This window comes from Anabaena sp. WFMT (assembly GCF_051781005.1).
Taxonomy (GTDB): domain Bacteria; phylum Cyanobacteriota; class Cyanobacteriia; order Cyanobacteriales; family Nostocaceae; genus Anabaena.
The window spans coordinates 98,190-119,058 of sequence record NZ_JBPWOA010000019.1 but is presented as its reverse complement, the minus strand read 5'-3'; the positions used below and the strand labels follow the sequence as shown (position 1 = coordinate 119,058).

Below are 20,869 nucleotides of genomic sequence, written 5' to 3'. Positions count from 1 at the left end.
GGGTGCAAATTTTGTACCAGTTTGGGAAGTGGCATAAAAATTATATCATTCGTAATTATTTAATTTTTCCTTCTGCCTTCTGCCTCCTCATGGCGTTTCTGGGAATGTTTGCACCTTACCATCTGGACTGAAGACTACTCTGAGTCTGAGATTTTGCCCGGATTTATTAGTGGAAACAAAAGCTTTACCAATTGCGGGTATACCAGTGCTATCAAAGTATTCTCTAGCAGATCGATTTAATGGCAAAATACGTTCAATAGAGCCATCAACACCCAACATCAAACTGTACTCTAGTGTTTGTGAAAATCCAGCAGGTGGTTGCCAATTCTTTTGTAAATATTGTCTGGCTTCTGCTACTTGAGGTATATCAAATAATGTGTTATCTGAGGAGGCAACCTCTTTAGGTAAGGTTGTTTTTCTTGCTTCTCGCAATTTTGCTACTAAATTCTCATCATTTTCTAAAGAAGCAATTGTGGACGGAGAATTAGTACTTCTATTTAATTGCTGTGAATTGGGTTGAGGCGCTATTTGTGGAGAAGTTTGAGGTAAAGTAGCAACAGATTCAGGAATTGTGGAGATATTATTGCTATTTCTAGTAGGTAAATTTTGACCTGTGGCCAGAGTAACACCACTTTGGTTAGTCACCCCTGTAGAGTTTTGTTGGGGATTGGGTGTTGTTGGTAATGGAATTTGCAGATTTGCAGGAATGACTGGCTTTCTTGTTTGAGGTATGGTCAGTGGGATGTTTGGCGATGTGTTAGCTGTGGACGGAACAGTTGAATTGGGGAAAGATAAAGGCTTTGGATCTACAGTGGTATCAGCAAGCGGAGGGGTAGTGTCTAAGTTGGGTAGCTGTATGGAAGCACTATTGCTTGGGGGTGAAGGGAAATTACCTGGGGAAGCAAGTCTTGTTTGAGGAGTAGTAAAGTCAAGGGAGGGTGAGGATTCGAGGGCAACTTTTTCTGATGATGAAGTTGTTGTTTTAGCGACCTGTTTTTGCTGCTGCTTGATGTTGTTGGCATATTGCCAGGTTAAGGGAGTTAAACCCAAAGCCAATGCTAAGGTGGCGGCAACAGGTGTCCAAGTAGGCAACCGGCGAACAGAACTAGAATTTTCGCTATTTAGATTTGGTAGTGCTATAACATCGGTTGAGTATTCCTCTAAGGCAGTTGCTAAATCAAATAGTTGCAATAGAGTGAGTTGAATCACGGGGCCAGATGTGGGATTGGCCAGGGAACCGAGAAATAGTTTATGAGTTAAACGATCGCTTGATTCTAAGTAAATTGTTGCTTCTAAAATCCCCATGTTAAAAGAGTTGACGGTCTTAGGCGAAGATGAAGTGGGGGCAAAATCATCTAATTCTGGTTCATCAGATGTTGGATTTGATGGTTGCGGTTTTAAGAAAGTCAGACAAAAGCTATCTGCTGATTCTTGGAGGAGATTTTGAACGTAGTTTGTGACTGCATTACACAAAGCTTCTAGTTGATCGCGATCACCCTGAATTGGCACTTGGCGTTCGTCTGGTAGTCCTGGATCATCAAAGTGCAGTTTAAAATGTAGTTGTTTGAGGACTGTTTGCCCCATCCAACGTGATAAAGGTGAGCTTTGCGCCAAGATTTCTAGTGTGCAAGTGGGGGGGGTGTAGCGACGGATAACAGAATTTGAGCGAGGCATAGCAAAAATTGCAATGGGGACAAAGGGGAATTAGGGATTTTGAATTAGTAATTTAAAATCTAAAATTGTTTTGTGGAACGGTCTATGAGTGTTAACCACAAACGACGGTGTCCATGAGGAGCGCTATAAAATAGTAAATCTACTAGCAGTTTTAGCGCTAAGTTTTTCAGCAACTTTGTACTAATTTTGTCATCTTCTTCCATCCGTTCTTGATAGGTGTTGCAGAAAGCATCAATATAGTCTCCCAGTAAAGCAGTTTGATGAGGTTCCTGGTTTTTTGCGGCTATTTGTTCTAATAGACCAACAGCACGACGGATTAATTCTTGGTGCTGTTTGGCGAGGTAGCAGGTAATGAGAACTAGCGATCGCGCTTCTTCTACATCTAGCTTTTTTCGACCTCCTTGACCTTTGCGTAAGGGGTTTGATTGGCGTAATCGCCATAAAGCTACGCGGTCTGGTACTTTTGACTCTAAATTGAGATTAATTGCCGCCGCAAGCATAGCCTCAGAACCAATACCAGCTAAAGTTTCTAGGGCTAACAGCACCAAATCTAACTGGGTTTTAATATTGTCCCATTCAACTATTTTGGGTGTTGGCAGCTGGTTTAAATCCTCCCACTGGGAGTTTGGTGTGACTGAATCGGTTACCGAGTGCATAACTTTTAGCATAGGTGATCAGGCGAATGGAGGCTGTTGCTGTTACCCATTTTGAAACAGACCCTGAAGCATAAAAGTTGGTTTCCCATAGGTAGCTTTGAATCGGTTTAGTAAACAGCGGTTGTCTTTGTTTTACTTTAAATGAAAATTTCTTTTCTCAATATGAGAAGTTAATGAGGATTGGGTAATTCGTAATTCGTAATTCGTAATTCGTAATTGGGAACTGGTGATAAGTAATAAATTATTCTCCCCCTGCTCCCTGCTCCCCTGCCTCTTCCCCGTTCCCTATTTGATATGAGCAATAGTGACACCACTACCACCATCTGCTTGTTCTGCTGGTTCATAGTGGCTAATTCTGGAGTGCTGTTGCAAATAGGCGTGAACACCTAGCCGCAGTTTACCAGTACCATGTCCATGAATAATCCAGAGAGACCCATCAGCTTCAGAAATGGCTTTGTCTAAGATATATTCGCCATCAGATACCCGTTTTCCGCGCAAATCAATGGTATTTTTAGAGGTGCGAATAGCTGGGACTGGTGCTGGTGGGGGAGTGACTACTGCGGGGGCTGGTTTGGCTTTGACAATAGGTTCTGGTTTTTGCCCATCTAAAGATTCTACGTCTGGTAATTGCACCGTCATTTTCATGATTCCAAAACGGACAGTTAACTCACCATCTGGATTAGGGGCGGTGATTACTTCTGCGGTTTGTCCTAATTTAGGAATACGAATGCGATCGCCTACTTTGGGCATAAACCCAGGTTTAGGTTTAGGTGGTGGTGCAGGTTCGTATTTCTGGGTGATTTGATTTAATGCACTGGTTGCTTGCTGGGCATCTTGGGCTGTGGGTGTACCTTTTTGCAAACGGCGAATTACTTGGGCAATTTCTCCTTTAGCTTGGGTAATTGCCTGTTGTACTGCTACTTCCTGAGAAGCACGTAAATCTTTTTCTCTCTCTTCTAAAGCGGTGGCTTTCTGAGAAACTTCTTTATATAAACGTTCTGCTTGTCGTAACAATTCTTGGGCTTCAGCGGCTTTAGTTTCTTGACGACGACGTTGGGCTTCTAAACCGGCAATTACTTGATTTACTTCATCGCTGGCTTCTCCCACTTGGGTTTTAGCCTCGGCTACTACTTCCGGTTTTAGCCCTAAGCGCAGGGCAATAGTTAAAGCATTAGAGCGTCCAGGAATACCCCACAACAGTCGATAAGTTGGTGAAAGAGTGCTTTCGTCAAATTCTACCGAGGCATTCTCAAATCGCTCATCTTCATATTTCAGGGCTTTGAGTTCACCGAAGTGGGTGGTAGCAATTGTGAGTTGGGCATGATTGGCGAGATATCGCAAAAGAGCGATCGCTAATGCACTCCCCTCAGCCGGATCTGTACCTGCACCAACTTCATCCAGTAAAACGAGGGATTGGTAATTGGTAATTGGTAGTTTTATTCCTTCTTCTTCCTCTTTTTCCTGACTCCTGACTCCTGACTCCTGACTCCCCAAAGCATTTAAAATCCGACTAATACGGCGAATATGTCCTGAGAATGTGGATAAACTTTGTTGTAAAGATTGTTCATCACCAATATCAGCTAAAACTTTGTCAAACCAAGGCATTTCCACTGGTTCGCGGGCGGGGACAAATAAACCCACCTTGGCCATTAATGCCGCTAATCCCAAGGTTTTTAAAGTTACCGTTTTCCCGCCAGTATTCGGTCCTGTGATTGTCACTACCCGAATATTGGGACTGATGAGCAAATCGACGGGAACAACGGGGCTTCCTTGTTCGTGCTGCTGTTGCCAAACTAACAACGGGTGACGCAGTTGCCGCAAGGTGATAATTTCATTGTCTTCCCGATTAATGAAGCGGGGAGGATTAGCACCTATCCAGAAACTGTAACGAGATTTAGCTGTTGCCAAATCTAAGGTTGTGACAATGGCTAATAACCTTTCTAAATCGGGCTTAACTGCGGCTACTTGTTCCGTTAAGGTGCGGAGAATAGCTTCTGCTTCTGTTTGTTCTTTTCTGAGAGTTTGCCGGAGTTGGTTCCCCATGGGGACGACGCTGTGAGGTTCGATATATAAAGTTGCGCCACTGGTTGAGGTGTCGTGAACAATACCGGGAATTGCGTCTTTTTGCGGTGCTTTGACTGGGATCACATAGCGATCGCCCCTTTGAGTAATCAGTTGCTCCTGAACTGCTCCCGATTTGGCTTGAATGATGTTTTGCAGTTTTTGGGTAATTTGACTGCGTATCCGCCGCAAATCAATGCGAATCTCCCCCATTTTCTGACTAGCGCGATCAGTGACTTGAGCGCGTTCATCAATACAGCGGTGAATTTCCTGCTCTAATTCTGGGTAAGTTCGCAATTCGGAAACTAACTCAGTCAGGATGGGTAAATTGTCCTGGTTATCAATTACACGCCGTAAATTTCTCGTACCAGAGAGGGTGGTTGCGATCGCTAACAGTTCCTCACCTGATAAAATTCCTTGTAGTTCGGCTCGTTCTAGGGCATCACCAATATCTTGAATACCCTCAAAAGACAAACCAGGGGAAAGATGACTTTCCAGTTGATAGACTTCTTTGGTTTGAGCTAACAACTTTTGGCTTTCTATCTGGGTTTCTGGGATAGGCAAGTTACGCGCAACTATTGCCCCTAACTTGGTCGCAGCAAAGGTGGAAAGGTGCTGGCAAAGGCGTTGCCATTCTAATAGTTCTAGGGTTTCAGATTGGATCAAGGCTTCAACGTCTAATCTGAAATTATCGTAACAATTTTAGCTGCTAGAAGACTAAATTTTCCAAGATAAAAAATTTTCTGGTGTCAGTGAGGCAAATAGTTATGTTCATTCCAGAGCTTTCTTAGCTCTTGATTATTGTTACAAAAATAGTAACACGGGCTTTATTTTTGCGTATTTCCTGCATAATCCTTTGAATACAGTGCGATTGCTTTGCACGCCGTAGGCATCGCTACCTTAGTCTATCCCCCGTTCACAAATGAACACAAAACCATATTTGACAGCAAGCATCACAGGTATGACTGTCTTTTTTATACAGGCTCTACCATTACAATCAGGCTTTACAGTCCCCCAACCAAATCAGGATGCTAATTTTGTCATTAGCTCGAATTCCGATAGCACAAGGGTGGCACAAACCATAGAACCCACATTCCGCACTTCAATTTGAAGTACAAGGAGATTACGGGTAAGAGAAAAGCAAAAAATTACAATGGTTAAGAACTAGAGTAGAAAATGAATCTAATACATGAAGATAAATAATTAAACATAAATTATTAAATTAATATCTAAAAAATCCCTACATTGCCAAAATCCTGACATCATTATCCCATATCAATAACTTATATACTCTCTGTGACTCTGCGCCTCTGGGTGAGCTAAAAAAATCACAACCCCACTTATAATATTTATAGAAACCTTAAATAATCAACTATAAAAAAATGCCATCTACCGTTACCCTCACCATTACCACAGGAAAACAATATACATTTGATAGCGGTAGTTAATTCAATCTACTTGGGGTAAATCATCCCACAAAGTTGTAGTTTCGCGTAAACTCTGATGAGTGCCATTACCTAAAATTAAATGGTCTAATAACGGAATACTTAAAAGTTCTGCCCCTGCTAATAATTGTCGTGTTAATTCTATATCTGCTTCACTCGGTTCTAGATTACCAGAAGGGTGATTATGGGCAACTATTACCCGCGTTGCACCATGACGAATCACTTCCCGAAAAATATCACGGGGAGAAGCTAAGGTTTCAGTCGCAGTCCCAATAGTAATCACCTTAGTTCCCAAAAACTTATTTTTCACATCTAAAAGTAGTACTGCAAAACGTTCTTGACTCTGCCACATCAAATCTTGACTAAGCGTGGCAGCCGCAGCCAGTGGGCTATCTATGACTGTGCCATCTGAAGGACGGCATAAAAAAGCACGTTTGCCTAATTCAATGGCTGCGAGAATAGTTGTGGCTTTTGCAGGGCCAATTCCGGGAATTGCCATCAACTCAGCCGGAGTAATTTCCCTTAAAGCTGCCAAAGGATCACGTTGATGTTTGCTTAATTCATGTAATATATGTTGCCCCAAACCGACTGCGGAGAGTTTACCCGGCCCTTGTCCAGTAGCCAGCAGAATGGCAATTAACTCAGCAGTAGCTAATATTTTTGGGCCATGGGTCATTAATCGCTCACGGGGACGCTCATTTTCTGGTAAGTCGGCGATTCTGAGGCAATATGTCATATAAAAATAAGGGGAATATGCACCACAGATGGAACTATTTCTATTTATCCCTTTTTTAAGCTAAAAATCATCTCTATTGGTAAAAATCTTTAATTTTGGAAACTTACATAGGGTTTCCCAAGTTTTGCCTTATAGCTATGCTAGGGAAGCAAGCTATGGGTAGGGTCTTTTCAGAGAAATCCCGTTACTCATATCTTTCATCTAATTTGCTAATTGAGATTCTTGATAAATTATTTCTTGAAATTGGATCATATCTTTTTGCGGATCAGCGAGACTAACTTTAACGGACAACTGTTCACCCAAATTAACAGAACGCCTAAAGGCCATTGGTAATTGCAAGCCTAAATCTTCTAACAGAATTAATGCTAAATTGCTATCTTCCCGTAGCCACATCAAAACTGTGATTTGCCATACTTGTTCGGGATGACGGCGTAAATATTCTAGAGCATAATATCTGTTTGTTTGTCGTTCCACCATTGTTACTTCTTGGGTGGTACTGGTGACAGTCATCATTACTTCTTTGAGCTGTTCAGGGGAGAAGGGCAAAACTTCACCACGCAAATGAGCTTTGAGTTGGAAGTGGGTGAGGAGGTCACTGTAACGACGAATGGGAGAAGTTGCTTGGGTGTATGTATCTAAGCCCAAACCAGCATGACGTACAGGTGTGATGCTCATTTCACTTTTGGGCATACAACGACGCATGGCACAGGAACGGACAAAACCAGGAGGAAGTTGCAGTAATTCTTCTTCTGGTGGCAGTTCTGGTTGGGGTTGACCACGAAAAGGCAGGGGGATGTTATGTGTTTGTCCATAACGTGCGGCTACTTCCCCAGCGAGAATCATCATTTCTGCTACCAATTGCCGAGATGAGGAATCATCTAAAATGTCAATGCTGATGTCATCATCTTTGACTTTGATCATCGCTTCTGGCATATTGATGCTGATGGCTCCTTGGTTATATCGCCAAGTTTTACGCCGTTTTGCTAAATTAGCGATCGCAGCAATTTCTGGTTCTGCTTCTACCCCTAATTCCAACATCTCATCTACATCTTCATAGGTGAGGCGATAAGTAGGCTTCATCAAGGTGGGATGAATACAATAATCTTCTACAGATCCCGTTTGATTTAAAACTATCCCAAAACTGAGGGCGCAACAAATTTTCCCCTGTACTAAACTCATCGGGCCGGTTGCTAATACCTCTGGGAACATGGGAATCATCCCCGTGGGCAAATAAACAGTACTACCCCGCTTTCTGGCTTCTAAATCCAACTCATCTTCTGGTATTAACCACCGGGTGGGGTCAGCAATATGCACCCACAGCCGTTCCTGTCCATCTGGTAGTAATTCCCAACTCAGACCATCATCTATTTCTGTAGTACTTTCATCATCAATGGTGTATACCTTCAGATGAGTTAGATCCAGGCGATTTACATCCAAGTCTGTTGGTGGAAAATCTAAGCGTTGTTGCGCCACTTCTAATACCTTATTGGGGAACTGAACGGGAATTGAAGAACGACGCAGGAACAGGTTTTCATGGGAACTCCACCAACCCAAGTCGATCAATAGTTGAAAGGCAGCTTGGGGAGTAGCAGAACGTCCCAGCATATTCATGGTTTCTAATACTGGGGCTGGAGGCGGATATGCACGAGCTAAAGAGTCAAAATTTACTCCCAACCGCACGATGTCCGCCATTAGGGCTGCGTATTTTTCCAGTGTTTCTAAGCGCTGGCGATCCAGTCGTTGCCATTCTACACTTTCACCATTGAGTGCCTGTTCTACACGAGCTAAAAATTCCTGCTGTCCCTTGGCTTTTTGCGACTCTACTTCAATCTGATGTTTACGTTCTGCTATTTGTGCCGCACTGCGCGGTTCATAAGCTTCTCCTTTTTGCTTGAAATAGAGTTTGTCTTCTGATAACAAGCAATGAGCTGCATAACAATGAACTGCTTCTGATTCGGAAAATAGCAAATTCGCCATTTTTCCAGGGGTGATAGTTTCCCCATCTTCTACTAATATTTCCCAAGCCACTTCCAAACTAGATGGATCTAAGTAAGGATTGACTTGCTCTAAAAAGTTGGCAATTTCTGAGGGCTGATAAGTTTGCCCATCAACTATGTAAGTTAGTTGTCGAGGCGCGAGGCTGTGGGATTGACCTCGTTCATCTACCACAAACCAACGGGTCTTGCCGTCTGGACGATCTACTACGCCCAAACGGCGATCGCCTTGAACCCTAAATTCAACTAGCGTCCCCTTGTCCACAACTCTCGCACTTTATAGTAATTTTTAGATTTTAGATTTTAGATTTTGGATTAAATGACTAGTAAACCAAGTTCCTAGTTATCTAGTTTAGGCTGGTGATTAGGAAAAAAGTAAAATCCTTACCTGTTTCCTGTTTTTTGTTCCCCATAACCTAACTCCAAATCTGTTGATTTTAAATTTGGAATGTCATTATTGTACATTCCCTTGGTGTTGATCAAATTTTAGATTTTGGACTGAAAGTGAACGTTTAATTTCTATTACCAACGTTACTTTTTTTTGGATCATTATCTAAAATCCAAAATCCAAAATCCAAAATCTTCTTAGCCTTCTGCGTTGATGAATGGCAACAAAGCCACAATCCGAGAGCGTTTAATCGCTAATGTTAATTCGCGCTGTTGTTTACAGGTCAGACCGCTAATCCGCCGGGGTAGAATCTTACCACGCTCTGTGATAAATTTCCGTAATAAATCAACATCTTTATAATCGATTGGTTCTCCTGGCTTGATTGGCGACAGGCGACGACGGTAGTAGCTCATATTTACTTGATTTCCTTATGAACAGTGTGTTTGTTGCAGTGGGTGCAGAACTTTTTCAGTTCTAAGCGACCAGTGGTGTTCCGACGGTTCTTGGTGCTGGTGTAGCGAGAAACGCCAGCAGAACGTTTGTCAGGGTTAGTACGACACTCGGTGCATTCTAGTGTCACTATTATGCGGGCACCTTTACTCTTAGCCATAATCTTACAAACAGTAAAGCCTGGAGAGAATTAACACAAATGACTATCTTCTCACATTTCGCTGCAATTTTTCAACTAATCGTTTAACTTTTAAGTCCAGCGAATAGCCACGTCGTGATGAAACGATGATAGTTCCAGCATAGCGGTCGTGCAGAGCCTGCCGCATCTGAGTATCTGATAAGGCGGCACCACAGTCAATTCCTAAAGGAAGTAATAGCAGTATAGCAGTGGGATTAGCTATTATATTTGTCAAAGCTATGGATGTTAGCAAGGCATTAAAGCAAATAATCCCTTCTCGCTTCAATAATGCCTGCAATTGGGGGATTCTGCCAACTATTCTTTCACCTTCGACTTCTAAGACTTTTAAATCAAAAGCCCAACGCCCTAAACTTTGTCCACGATTGTTGTACACGACTATTACCCGCAAAACCAGCCAAGAGAGGATAAAGACGCAAATTTGGACAAATTGAATCCCAAAATTATTGCTTCCCAGCAGGGAACTAACTAGCCAGACACCAAGAATATCTATCCCCAGTGCCATGCCTCGACGGATTATTTCTGCCTTGGGGTAGTGTTTTTGGGGTACTTTAACGATAGTCATACACAATAAGTGTTTATGTTTAGGTGTAGGGAAATAATCATTGCCTTTATCTTTAAATATTAAGGTAATAATTTAAGTAATTGTTGCATCAGTCTATTTTCCATTGGATATAAGCAAAGATAAGCGGTTGGTTACAATCATCAATACTAAACAGGTGTCTTTACCATTTTTTTGTATTTTTGAGGATTACCCACAATGACATCTATAGGAACAGCTGCTACTCAAATTCCAGTCAGCGCAGTAATTCCCATGCTGATTGCGATTGATAATCGTGATTATCTACAGTTTAAAGAATTGGAAAAAACCTTTGTTGATCAACATAGCGTTGAAGTATGGCAAGATGTTTTTAATTTCCGGCTTTTACCAGCACTTGATCAGCAATCTAAAAAATGGCTGTTACAAGCGTGGTGCAGTGAGGGTTTTGTGAATATTTAAAGATGTAGATTAAAATCATTATGTAGGAGTTATTGGCCATGCTTTCAGTCAGAGATGCAGAAGCTACTATTTTAAATTTGGTGCAAGGGTTAGATAGCCAGAAGGATATAGAATTTGTCGATTTATTGACGGCACATAATCGAATTTTGGCAACTTCTGTAAATAGTTATCTGGATTTTCCTCATTGGGATAATTCCGAAATGGATGGTTTTGCGGTGCGTTATGCAGATGTGCTGAAAGCGACGGCTGAAAAACCAACTGTTTTAGAAGTTGTGGAAGAAATTTCCGCTGGATATAAACCCCAAATTACTATTAAACCAGGGCAAGCGGCACGAATTTTTACGGGTGCGGTGATGCCAGATGGTGCGGATACTGTAGTTATGCAGGAAAAAACACACCGACAGGAAAACCGCGTTTTTATCTTTGCTGCACCTCAACCGCAAGAGTTTGTGAGACGCAAGGGAGATTTTTACAAAGCAGGAAGCGAACTTTTACCAGCAGGTATCCGCCTAACTGCTCCAGAGATTGCGGTTTTAGCTGCGGCTGGGCGTGATCAAATCAGTGTTTTTCGTCGTCCTCGTGTGGCAATTTTTTCTAGTGGTAATGAGTTGGTGATGCCGGGAGAAGCGCTGCAATCAGGGCAAATAGTAGATTCTAATCAGTTCGCTTTGGCAACTTTGGTCAGGGAACTGGGGGCAGAAGTGTTAGTATTAGGAATTGTTAAGGATGATCCTACTGCGTTAAAAGAAATTATCGAGTATGCGATCGCTAATTCTGATATCGTTATTTCTTCTGGTGGCGTGTCTGTAGGCGATTATGACTATATAGAAAAGATTTTACAATCACTTGGTGCAAAAATCCATTTTCGGTCTGTGCAAATGCGTCCGGGTAAACCTCTGACTTTTGCAACTTTCCCCAATACTCTATACTTTGGTTTACCCGGAAATCCTGTGTCTGCGTTGGTGACTTGCTGGAGATTTGTGCAACCGACAATTAAAAAACTTTCGGGAATGGCTACAGGTTGGGAAGGAAAATATTTGAAAGTGAAATCAAATTCCGAACTACAATCTAATGGCAAGATGGAAACTTATATTTGGGGTAAGTTACATTTAGTCAATGGTGTTTATGAATTTCATAAAGCCGGAGGTAATAATAGTTCTGGTAATTTAATTAATTTAGCCCAAACTAATGCTTTAGCTATTTTACCAGTCGGGAAAACCTTAGTTTATCCACGGGAAGAAGTGCTAGTTTTGCAGGTGAGATAATTAGTAATAACGTAAGAATTCAGGAGTCAGAATGCTTATGAAATGAAGAATAGAGAGAAGAGAGATTTTATCAAAATCATCAAAGTTGACTAAAAAAGCTTTATTCTCCTGACTTTTGTATTCTCTATCCTGAATACTTACGTAATAACTCAAGTTGCTAGTTATCTAGTTGAGGCTGGTAATTGGTAATTGGTAATAAAACTTCTGTTTTCATCCTGTTCATCCTTTAATCCTGGACATCCTGATTCAGACAATGTGTCTAAGTAGCAACTTACGTTAATAGTGGATGCAGCATCAATAGACATCTCCGAAAATTAAATATGCGTTTCCTGGAACCCTTGTAGAGAAGTGATATCATGTCCACCTAATCACTTGCAATATAAATTGTTTGTGCAGAAATCCAAAAATTCTCTTTCCCCCTGCTCCCCTTCGACTACGCTCAGGGCAAGCCTGCTCCCTGCTGCCTTAATGATAAGTATATCTCTGACGAGACGCTACGCGAACGACCGGACATGATATGACCTGGGGAGGGATTCTCGTCTCTACATTCTTTTCTGGATCATGAGTCCTTTGACAACAACTCATTTGGGAATTTTCAATATCCTGATATACTTAAATACAAGATTCTTTACATTTCTCTAAGATAAACCAAGAGTAGTTGATTTAATGCGATCGCCATCAAAAATTCTATCAGAAGTTTTTGCTACCCTACAATTAGCAATTCCTTTAGGAGGCATTCAGCTTGCAGAGTCGGCTGTTGGTTTTGTAAATACCGTCATGATGGGATTTTTGGGCATTCAATCCCTTGCCGCTGGCGCTTTAGGTGTCATTACCTTCTATACCATAACATTCATGTGTATGGGGGTTTTAGAAGGAGCCAGTCCCCTAGCAGCGGAAGCCTTTGGTGCTGGCAACACAAAGCGCATTTGCCAACTCTTAGCTCAAGGACTTTGGCTGGTACTTGCCCTCTCTTTACCAATGATGTTGCTAACTTGGCATCTAGACTATATTTTGATGCTATCGGGTCAACAAGAAAATACAGTAGCCCTAGCTAGTCATTATTTAAGAGCCATTGTTTGGGGTTTTCCGGCAGTCTTGGGGTTCTTCATCTTCAAGGAGGTAGCTACTGCTCTCAATCGCCCCCAACTAATTAGTGCGATCGCTCTGACTAGCATTCCCCTAAATATTACCATCAACTACCTTTTACTTTTTGGTAAGCTAGGCTTGCCAGCTCTAGGTTTAGCAGGAATTGGTTGGGCCAGCACCTTTGTCTTGTGGGTAAATTGCCTAGCAGCAGCAGCCATACTTGGTTTCCATCCTTGGTTTAGAGAATACAAACTGTTTAGCTCCCTAAAATTCGATAGAGAACTGTTTGCTAAACTTTGGGAAAACGGCTGGCCTATTGGTTTGCAATTTGCAGCCTCCATGTTGCTATTTACCCTGATTGCCTTGTTAAGTGGCTATATGGGAACAACACTGCTGGCAGCGAATGAAATTGTCGTGCAAACTATAGAAGTCTCCCTAATTCTACCAATAGCGACTTCCTACGCTGCCATGACGCGAGTCGGACAGATGCTTGGTCAAAATGACTTTACTGGTGCAAAAAGGTCAGGATTTGCAGCTATTACTATTGGTATTGCCACAATGAGCATTATCACCATTGCTTTATGGCTATTTCCAGAGCAAATTGCCGGGATATATTTAGATGCAAGTCATCCAGATAACGCCATAGCAATTAAATCTGCAATCCCCCTACTGAGAATTGCCGCACTTTTTTTAATAGCTTATGGACTTAATCTCATTGCTATGGGATTGTTGCAGGGAATCCAAGATATCCGCTTCCCTTTATTAATTAACATACTATTTCAGTGGTGTGTTGGCATAACAAGCGGCTACCTACTGTGCTTCTATCTCAATTGGGGAGGTATCGGCTTATGGTCAGGATTAACAATAGGAACTACACTAGCCACAGTGTTTTTAATCTATCGTTTTTACCTTTTGACTTCTGAGATTATCCAATCTCAAGAAGATGAGGAAGAGTGTAAATCCGCAGATGATGATCAAACTCCTGTATTGCAATCAGTTTCTTAATCGTTTTTAGCAGAGGTAGCAACTGCATCTTGGATTTCTTGAGCAAAGTTGCGACCAACAATCTCTGCCAAAAACTTCAGTTCTTCTTGCAACAGAATATAGCCTAGCTGTCCACAATCAGCAGGTTTGCCACAAAACGCTTTTGTGAAGTAACCATCAAAATCCGGCAAAGACCACGGTTCAGTTTCAGAACTGGGTAAAAGTATTTCTGGTTGATTCTCCCCTGGAGCAATCAGAATTGGAAAAATCCAACAAGTGAAGGGTTTATAATACCAGCGATGTAACCCTTTTGCTTCTGCTAACAATTGCAATCCACAGCGTCCATCATCAACAGTAAAAACACAGACTGTATTTTTGAAATGCTGGGGATAATCTTTAATAAGATGTGAAAAAGGTTTCTCTTTTACTGCTGTTTTCTTAATCGAACATATACCTTCCCATTCCTTATTCTCAACTGTAAATTTTTCATACTCTTCATCATCAATAATTACTTCTGCTGGTAAATTAAGACCGATAGCTTTAAAAAAATCTGCTTCTTCTTCAACAACTCTTTGAATAACTTCAGCAGTTTCTTGATTGACATTAACTCCATTATAACAACACATCCCATGACAGCTAGACAAGGAACAATGCTGACGATGCTGCTGAAATGAATCAATGTCAAGAGTGGCCAGACTAAGTTCATCTTGGCAAGCTTTCTCTGTTTGGGGGTAAGCCGTAAAATTTGGAAATTTTTCTGTCATATTAGTATTAGACATATAAGTAAATTCCATTAGTTTCTTTAAGTTTACAGTTAAAGTTTCATCACCTTAAATATATCTGAAATATTGTAATTATATTTGATAATTAGAGTTGCAAAAATATCTAAATATAAATATTATCTCTTACAAATAATCAAAATACCCAGATTTCAGCTTCAAGATTTAATCCGGTTTGCCAGGTAAATCAAAACAATGAATATCTTCAACTTCATTTAAAAGATTGATTAATTCTTTAGCTGACTGAAATAAGGCTTCCTTCGCAGATAAACCAATAATTTTCTCTTGCTCATTAATTTGCAGTGATGCTTCTTTTGCTAATTCCAAGTACTTGTAATCTAAGGTTAATTCATCTCCACAATGGATATCATGCAGGGCAAAAAAGAAACCAAGACATGACAAAAGGTTAGGATTATTGGCATGATTAATATAATCTGCTTTGTCTGGGTTTTGACTACAGCATAAAAAGTAATGACCACCCCATCTCATTCCAGCATTTAGAGGGAAGTTATCACTTTTTGTCAACTCTTCTCGATACGGTTCTTCCAGAATAACTCTGTCGATGGTAGAACCAGTTATGGGAAGGAAAATCACACTTCCTTTGGGAGCAAAATCTAAGCTAAATAATCCTTTTCCTGCATTGGGAATATTAGATTTTTTAACTTGTGTTTTAATGCATAACACAGCTTATTCTCCTTGATTAACTTATCTAAATCATTACCTCAACTAAAGTATCTGGTTTTAGCATCTTCAGATGCCAGTCAGATATTTCTTCACCGGGTATTAAGACAGGAACGCATGGAGGAATTATTTTGATGCTGTTGCAGCTAACCATTCCCTTTGCTTCTTCTAGATAAAGTGTCTTTCTTTGCTGTGCCAAAAAAGCCTCTCTTGGTAAACAACCCATAACCGGAGTGCGAACCAAAAGACGATCATCAAAAAACTGTCCTTGTTCTTTAGCAGCAAGAGTTTTGTAAATGTCTTCAAGGACTTGGGCAACATAGACAAAATCATCATCAGTATTTTGAAATGAGAAAATTAGTAATACCCCTTTTTGATTTAAGTATTCATAGTCAACGCTACGTTCAAACAAAAGTTTACCAATTTCTTCACCCGTAGTGCGATCGCTATAAAGAAATATTTTCAGAGGATCGCTAACCTGGGCATCATAGGTTAAGGCATTTCCCCAACTATCCAGCAGACATCGTAAGTTATCACAATTGCGGGCAGCCTTTTGGAAAATAGATTTTCTTTCATCTCCAAAAGCGAGCCGAATAGCTTCTTCTATGCTCAATAGCAACAGGTTACTTCGAGATGTTGTCTCAAACAGCGACAGGGCTGTAATTACTTCTGCTTCCGTGATTGTTGAGGTTTCAGGTAAATGAAGTAATGCTGTTTGCACAAGACTACCCACAAATTTGTGAAGGCTATGCACAACCAAGTCAGATTCTTGAGACAGCGCTGATAACTTCTCCTCCTCTAAAAACGGAAAATGAGTCCCATGCGCTTCGTCAATTATGAACTCAATATTTTGACTACGACAGTATTTTGCAATCTTCCCCAAGTCAGTCGTGATGCCATCATAGCTGGGATGTGTTAAAAAAAGTGCAGTAACTTCTCCTGCGGTTGTTTCTAAAGCTTGAATAACTTCTTCATCTGTTGGCATTAACGAACGCGATGGAATGAAGAATGGTTCTGTTCCAGAGAGGACAAATCCATTAATGATGGACAGATGACTATTGAGACCAATGGCAATTTTTTGGTGTCTTCTGGCTAGAATTGCACAAGCAATTAAAATCCCTTGGGTGGCTCCTCCCGTCAGAAAAAAGGTACGCTTAGTTTTATATAATCCAGAAATATACTTTTCTACATTGTCAAACTTGTCACGGTTAAAGAAAGGCAAATCATAAGCGTAGATGCGATCATCAAAATATTCAGATACTCCTCGAACTCCTTGGTGTGCAGGAGTGTGGAGTCGAACTTTTATATCTGGGTAATGAGATGTAATCATCTGATAAGTAGACAATTTGGCATCCATGTCGCTCGCTTTAGGTTCCATAAGCCTGCTTTTTGACCTTTAATTTACTCAGTTTAAGAGCATCCCAAAACTATAAACATCTTGTTTAGTCAAGCTAGTCTGACTTTGCTATTCTCCACAGAAATAAATTTACCCAAATGGAATGCTCTCCTCCCTTGGTTTTGAGTTTTGCTGACAAGTGTGAGCAGTAAGAGAACTTCACAAAAAAGATGATCCAATCTTGTGGGACGGGCAGGATGCCCATCCTTGTATTATTTATCAGACATCTTGCCTGCACCACAAGAAATTTTGGGATATTATTTTATTTGGAGAACTCCACAAAAAGAAATGCCCAATGTCATTCTGTTCACGAAGTGTGGCGTTAGCCATACGAAACGAAGTGTAGTGAAGAATCCTCCGAGATGCTTCGTTTCGCTTTGCTACACTCAGCATGACAAAACAGGATCATTTATTTTGTGGCTTACTCTTGGAAGTATCTAACTGAAAAAATTCGATATTAAAGAAAAATTGGCTCTATTGGGGGCATAGGACGTGTTGTGGCTTCAGGGGCAATTCCATGTCGTAAAGCGAGGAGTAACCCAGAAGCTTCCATGTAACTATTCACATAGTAAATTTTTCTCTGTTCATGGTCAATTCCCAGAATAGAAGGAGTTACTTCATACTGAGTGTAATTATCCCGAACCAGAATAACTGGAATATTTTGCTCAAGAGAGGCAAAGAAGGGAATATTGCCTACCGAACTCTCTGGCATCACCACTGCTGAGACATTTTCTACAGAAATTCCCTGGCATCCTGATGGCAATGGAGTATCGAATTGTGCTAGACGTGGAGAGCGGGTTAATCCTTTCAAAGTCGAACAGAGAAATGAACTAGAGATTAACTCGGCACCATCTCGTGGGTCTCCTAGAGTCCCAAACATGGTATGAGCTTCATCTAGAAGTAATGGTGAATGGGCAGCAGTAAAAGGATAAAAATTCGTTGTCATGTGGGTAAGAATTGCCTCTGCTCCTCCCCAGGGATTTGGTATCGATTCTTTGTTGTAATACTGCTGTCGAACTTCATCCTCAACTAAGAGAGTGGTGGAAAAAGCAACAGCATTGGTGTCTGTCTGAGCAACAATATCTAATGCCTTCATCAACTCATCAATACCCTCAAATTCTCCAGAGGCATGACCGTAGGGGGAATAAGTGCATTTGGTGCTTACTTGTCCACCTGTCACCACTACAGGATCAATATTGATTCCGCCAACAGTTCTCAAAGCATTGAGAGCATTAAGGATATTGTTCAAAAATTTCTCTTGGGTTTTCTCAATAATCACACCAATTTTGGTGCGAGTTTCTGGAATTAGAGTAGTATGTCCCAACAAAAGATGGCAAATTAAATTTCCTTCTAGGTAAAGAACATTGTCACTAGCGTAATAGAGGTCAGAAGCTGTAACCGAATTGGGATTAACAACTAAATAATCACAAGCTTTGGCTAAAAGATTAACGCTTGGGGTAGCATCACCAGCAAAACCTCCTATTTCCGCACGAACTCCTGTGGGGATAATGCTGACAGCGACAAAAGGTTTAGCTGAAGATATTTGACGAGGACGAATATTTAATAAGGAAGGCCAGACAGGTTTTCTATCTGTTTCCAAAAAACTGCTTTCAAATACTAACTTATTTTCTCGGACTGCCGTTAATATCAGCCGGATTGGTGTTCCTGGTAGTCCTAGTTCTCCAATTCGATTAGCAATTTCACTCCAAGTTAGTTGCTGAGGAGAACATTCGATTTCAAAATCTTTGGTAATAACTTGGGACACAGTTTCAACCACATTACTAGCTCCAGACTCCACTTATACACGAAATTGAGCATTTATAACAAAGATCCAAAAAATTTTAAGTATTTTTATGGCAGTAAGTTTACATAATTACGTAATTTACATAAAACAAAAATTCCCTGCCAAAGTATCAACTAGGCAGGGGATTTTCAATTAGCTAACTACTGCTTCTGCTTTTGCCTTCACTGGTACATAAGGTTTTTCTGCACCTTGGGCTAAATATGCGGCTAATTGGCTTTCTATTTCATCGCGCACAATTTGCCGATATTCCATAAAATGCTCGATGTGAGCGCAGGTAGAAACGTACTGTTCGATCACTTTGGGGTTATGTTTGAGAATGCTAAAGAAGTGATGCCAGAATTTCCAGCGGGTTTCTCTTTTAAAACCTTGTCGCCAAATCACAATTAGCAATGCCCTGATAACTACCCATTCTGGGGTTTTCGCTGGTGCTGTCCATTTGGGAGAACCCAATATCAAGAAACAACGATAGGTGCGATCTAAATAGGCTACAGGATCATATAAGGCACAGAAAGCTTCGACATATTCCCTAGCAAGTTCTTCCAGGGGACGGGTAGGAATGAAATTCATCAACGTGGTTTGGTTGATATTCCCGTCTTTATTTTCCCGCAGTCTACCTTCTTTTGTGAGACGATGCCATAGCGCCGTATTGGGTAGTGCTTGCAGCATAGCAAAGGTTGTAGAAGGTATGGCGGCTAGTTCTGCAAATCTGACAATGCGATCGCCTGCACCGGCTTTTTCACCATCAAAACCAATAATAAACCCAGCCATTGGCCGCAGTCCAGTTCTAATGATTGTTTCTACTGACTCAGTTAAAGAACTGCGAGTATTTTGGAATTTCTTAGTTAGTTGTAAGCTATCTTCATCTGGGGTTTCAATACCCAAAAATACAGCTTTAAATCCACAATCAACCATCAACTCCATCATTTCTTGGTCTTGTGCCAAGTCGATAGAAGCTTCTGTATCAAAATTGAAAGGATATTGATGTTCTTCCATCCAGACTTTTAACTCTTTCAGCAACAATTTCACATTGCGTTTGTTGCCAATAAAGTTATCATCTACCATGAACACACCGCGTCTCCAACCCAACTCATAGAGATAATCTAACTCTGCTAAAAGTTGTGCGGGTGCTTTGGTACGTGGTTTGCGTCCATAAAGTACGATAATGTCGCAAAATTCGCACTGAAAGGGACAACCCCGCGAAAACTGCACAGACATCATATCATAGGCATTAAATTCTAATAAATCAAACCGGGGAATAGGTGTACCAGTGACATCAGGTTTTTCTGTAGCCCGGAAAACTCCAGATTTTTCACCTTTCTGCACTGCTTCCACAAACATGGGTAAGGTGAGTTCCCCTTCATCGAGAATCAGGAAATCTGCCCCTGCTGCTTCGACTTCATGGGGTGTAGATGTGGGATAGGGGCCACCTAGCGCCACCAGCTTACCACGCTGTTTTGCTTCCCGAATTTGATCCAGTAAATCTTGTTTTTGAACAATCATGGCCGAGAAAATCACAATATCTGCCCATGCCCATTCTTCTTCTGTGGCGGCGCGGATGTTACGATCTACAAGTTTAAATTCCCATTCTTGGGGCAAAATCGCCGCTACTGTCACTAAACCCAAAGGTGGTAACAGTACCTTGCGATCAACTAACGCTAGAATTTTCTCATAAGACCAAAAGGTTTTGGGAAATATTGGATAAACTAGCAAAACGCGCATAGTATCACCCCTCACGATTTATTTGTGATCTAACTGTAACCAAAATTAAGACTAATTGACTTTTTTATAAGTTGCCTGCTGTATGTGAGAATGGGGCAACTGTCAGAATCAGGATGACAAGGATTTAAGGATTTACAGGATGAAGATGGAATTTCATCAATAATTACGTATCAGTAATTACCTATTACCAGCCTCGACTAGATCATTAGCAACTTGGGTTAAGATAATTTTTTATGGATAGTACAAGTTGGGAAAATATTAAATCTAAGTATCAGCCAGGTCAGTTTGTTCTGGGAAAAGTAGAATTTCATACACCCTTTGGCGTTTTTGTCAATATTGATGAGTCTTTAGTTAAGGGATTAATCAAAATTCCAGATTTTTTAGATGAAGGGGGGATGAGTTCAGAAATGTATCCTGAAATTGGTACAACTATAGGCGCGGTTGTGGTTGGATACAATGATAGTGATTGTCGGGAAGTATATTTAAGTTCTAAACCCAGTGTACTGCATAAAGCACTTGTACCTTTGAAAATTCCTGCTTTAGCTGGTTAGAACT

At 41.0% G+C, this 20,869-nt stretch carries 18 protein-coding genes; 5 read left to right on the top strand and 13 right to left on the bottom strand.

Annotation, left to right across the window (positions count from 1 at the left end):
- Positions 1–87: 87 nt before the first annotated feature.
- From ACSQ6I_RS12005 to ACSQ6I_RS11995, 3 genes are all read right to left on the bottom strand, one after another.
- Complete coding sequence (locus ACSQ6I_RS12005) at positions 88–1,674, bottom strand: DUF4335 domain-containing protein (RefSeq protein WP_438890563.1); 1,587 nt, start codon at positions 1,672–1,674, stop codon at positions 88–90.
- A 59-nt stretch (positions 1,675–1,733) separates the two neighbouring features.
- The gene (locus ACSQ6I_RS12000; RefSeq protein ID WP_438890562.1) at positions 1,734–2,342 is read right to left on the bottom strand and encodes a DUF3038 domain-containing protein; all 609 of its coding nucleotides are present in this window, start codon (positions 2,340–2,342) and stop codon (positions 1,734–1,736) included.
- Between the two features lie 273 nt (positions 2,343–2,615).
- Positions 2,616–5,057 carry an endonuclease MutS2 gene (locus ACSQ6I_RS11995; protein ID WP_438890561.1) on the bottom strand — a complete coding sequence of 814 codons (2,442 nt, stop codon included), beginning with the start codon at positions 5,055–5,057 and terminating at the stop codon, positions 2,616–2,618.
- Between the two features lie 256 nt (positions 5,058–5,313).
- Here ACSQ6I_RS11995 and ACSQ6I_RS11990 point away from each other — a divergent pair, with 256 nt between their 5' ends.
- A complete protein-coding gene (locus ACSQ6I_RS11990) occupies positions 5,314–5,502 on the top strand; it encodes a hypothetical protein (RefSeq protein WP_438890560.1) in 189 nt (62 codons plus the stop codon).
- Between the two features lie 338 nt (positions 5,503–5,840).
- Here the strand turns inward: ACSQ6I_RS11990 and radC are convergent, their stop codons facing one another.
- From radC to ACSQ6I_RS11965, 5 genes are all read right to left on the bottom strand, one after another.
- Complete coding sequence (gene radC, locus ACSQ6I_RS11985) at positions 5,841–6,572, bottom strand: RadC family protein (protein ID WP_438890559.1); 732 nt, start codon at positions 6,570–6,572, stop codon at positions 5,841–5,843.
- A gap of 201 nt (positions 6,573–6,773) precedes the next feature.
- On the bottom strand, positions 6,774–8,831 hold the full coding sequence (locus ACSQ6I_RS11980) for a ribonuclease catalytic domain-containing protein (protein WP_438890558.1): 2,058 nt from the start codon (positions 8,829–8,831) through the stop codon (positions 6,774–6,776).
- 320 nt (positions 8,832–9,151) lie between these two features.
- Complete coding sequence (gene rpsR, locus ACSQ6I_RS11975) at positions 9,152–9,367, bottom strand: 30S ribosomal protein S18 (RefSeq protein ID WP_015217159.1); 216 nt, start codon at positions 9,365–9,367, stop codon at positions 9,152–9,154.
- A gap of 2 nt (positions 9,368–9,369) precedes the next feature.
- Complete coding sequence (gene rpmG, locus ACSQ6I_RS11970) at positions 9,370–9,564, bottom strand: 50S ribosomal protein L33 (protein WP_015217160.1); 195 nt, start codon at positions 9,562–9,564, stop codon at positions 9,370–9,372.
- A gap of 43 nt (positions 9,565–9,607) precedes the next feature.
- Complete coding sequence (locus ACSQ6I_RS11965; RefSeq protein WP_438890557.1) at positions 9,608–10,165, bottom strand: RDD family protein; 558 nt, start codon at positions 10,163–10,165, stop codon at positions 9,608–9,610.
- 195 nt (positions 10,166–10,360) lie between these two features.
- Here ACSQ6I_RS11965 and ACSQ6I_RS11960 point away from each other — a divergent pair, with 195 nt between their 5' ends.
- The 3 genes from ACSQ6I_RS11960 (at position 10,361) to ACSQ6I_RS11950 (ending at position 13,956) form a co-directional block, all read left to right on the top strand.
- Positions 10,361–10,600, top strand: a complete 240-nt coding sequence (locus ACSQ6I_RS11960) for a hypothetical protein (protein WP_438890556.1) — start codon at positions 10,361–10,363, stop codon at positions 10,598–10,600.
- 38 nt (positions 10,601–10,638) lie between these two features.
- Positions 10,639–11,865 carry a molybdopterin molybdotransferase MoeA gene (locus ACSQ6I_RS11955; protein WP_438890555.1) on the top strand — a complete coding sequence of 409 codons (1,227 nt, stop codon included), beginning with the start codon at positions 10,639–10,641 and terminating at the stop codon, positions 11,863–11,865.
- 666 nt (positions 11,866–12,531) lie between these two features.
- Positions 12,532–13,956: an MATE family efflux transporter gene (locus tag ACSQ6I_RS11950; protein WP_438890554.1), complete on the top strand. Its 1,425-nt coding sequence runs from the start codon at positions 12,532–12,534 to the stop codon at positions 13,954–13,956.
- Here ACSQ6I_RS11950 and ACSQ6I_RS11945 read toward each other — a convergent pair.
- From ACSQ6I_RS11945 to ACSQ6I_RS11925, 5 genes are all read right to left on the bottom strand, one after another.
- Entirely contained in the window at positions 13,953–14,714 is a 762-nt protein-coding gene (locus ACSQ6I_RS11945) for a hypothetical protein (protein WP_438890553.1), read from the bottom strand. The two genes, ACSQ6I_RS11950 and ACSQ6I_RS11945, sit on opposite strands and share 4 nt — an antisense overlap.
- Positions 14,715–14,879: 165 nt before the next feature.
- Positions 14,880–15,398 carry an SET domain-containing protein-lysine N-methyltransferase gene (locus ACSQ6I_RS11940; protein WP_438890552.1) on the bottom strand — a complete coding sequence of 173 codons (519 nt, stop codon included), beginning with the start codon at positions 15,396–15,398 and terminating at the stop codon, positions 14,880–14,882.
- 25 nt (positions 15,399–15,423) lie between these two features.
- Entirely contained in the window at positions 15,424–16,773 is a 1,350-nt protein-coding gene (locus ACSQ6I_RS11935) for an aminotransferase class I/II-fold pyridoxal phosphate-dependent enzyme (RefSeq protein ID WP_438890551.1), read from the bottom strand.
- A gap of 475 nt (positions 16,774–17,248) precedes the next feature.
- Positions 17,249–18,568: a DUF3326 domain-containing protein gene (locus ACSQ6I_RS11930; protein ID WP_438890550.1), complete on the bottom strand. Its 1,320-nt coding sequence runs from the start codon at positions 18,566–18,568 to the stop codon at positions 17,249–17,251.
- 159 nt (positions 18,569–18,727) lie between these two features.
- Positions 18,728–20,314, bottom strand: coding sequence for a B12-binding domain-containing radical SAM protein (locus ACSQ6I_RS11925; RefSeq protein WP_438890549.1), 1,587 nt, complete (start codon positions 20,312–20,314; stop codon positions 18,728–18,730).
- A 233-nt stretch (positions 20,315–20,547) separates the two neighbouring features.
- On the opposite strand from ACSQ6I_RS11925, the gene ACSQ6I_RS11920 reads away from it, so the two are divergent.
- On the top strand, positions 20,548–20,865 hold the full coding sequence (locus tag ACSQ6I_RS11920) for an RNA-binding protein (RefSeq protein ID WP_438890548.1): 318 nt from the start codon (positions 20,548–20,550) through the stop codon (positions 20,863–20,865).
- Positions 20,866–20,869: the final 4 nt, after the last annotated feature.

Coding starts and splice junctions, on each gene's coding strand:
- ACSQ6I_RS12005 (WP_438890563.1), bottom strand. CDS start 1,674: ATGCCTCGCTCAAATTCTGTTATCCGTCGCTACACCCCCCCCACTTGC.
- ACSQ6I_RS12000 (WP_438890562.1), bottom strand. CDS start 2,342: ATGCTAAAAGTTATGCACTCGGTAACCGATTCAGTCACACCAAACTCC.
- ACSQ6I_RS11990 (WP_438890560.1), top strand. CDS start 5,314: ATGAACACAAAACCATATTTGACAGCAAGCATCACAGGTATGACTGTC.
- radC (WP_438890559.1), bottom strand. CDS start 6,572: ATGACATATTGCCTCAGAATCGCCGACTTACCAGAAAATGAGCGTCCC.
- rpsR (WP_015217159.1), bottom strand. CDS start 9,367: ATGAGCTACTACCGTCGTCGCCTGTCGCCAATCAAGCCAGGAGAACCA.
- rpmG (WP_015217160.1), bottom strand. CDS start 9,564: ATGGCTAAGAGTAAAGGTGCCCGCATAATAGTGACACTAGAATGCACC.
- ACSQ6I_RS11965 (WP_438890557.1), bottom strand. CDS start 10,165: ATGACTATCGTTAAAGTACCCCAAAAACACTACCCCAAGGCAGAAATA.
- ACSQ6I_RS11960 (WP_438890556.1), top strand. CDS start 10,361: ATGACATCTATAGGAACAGCTGCTACTCAAATTCCAGTCAGCGCAGTA.
- ACSQ6I_RS11955 (WP_438890555.1), top strand. CDS start 10,639: ATGCTTTCAGTCAGAGATGCAGAAGCTACTATTTTAAATTTGGTGCAA.
- ACSQ6I_RS11950 (WP_438890554.1), top strand. CDS start 12,532: ATGCGATCGCCATCAAAAATTCTATCAGAAGTTTTTGCTACCCTACAA.
- ACSQ6I_RS11945 (WP_438890553.1), bottom strand. CDS start 14,714: ATGTCTAATACTAATATGACAGAAAAATTTCCAAATTTTACGGCTTAC.
- ACSQ6I_RS11935 (WP_438890551.1), bottom strand. CDS start 16,773: ATGGAACCTAAAGCGAGCGACATGGATGCCAAATTGTCTACTTATCAG.
- ACSQ6I_RS11925 (WP_438890549.1), bottom strand. CDS start 20,314: ATGCGCGTTTTGCTAGTTTATCCAATATTTCCCAAAACCTTTTGGTCT.
- ACSQ6I_RS11920 (WP_438890548.1), top strand. CDS start 20,548: ATGGATAGTACAAGTTGGGAAAATATTAAATCTAAGTATCAGCCAGGT.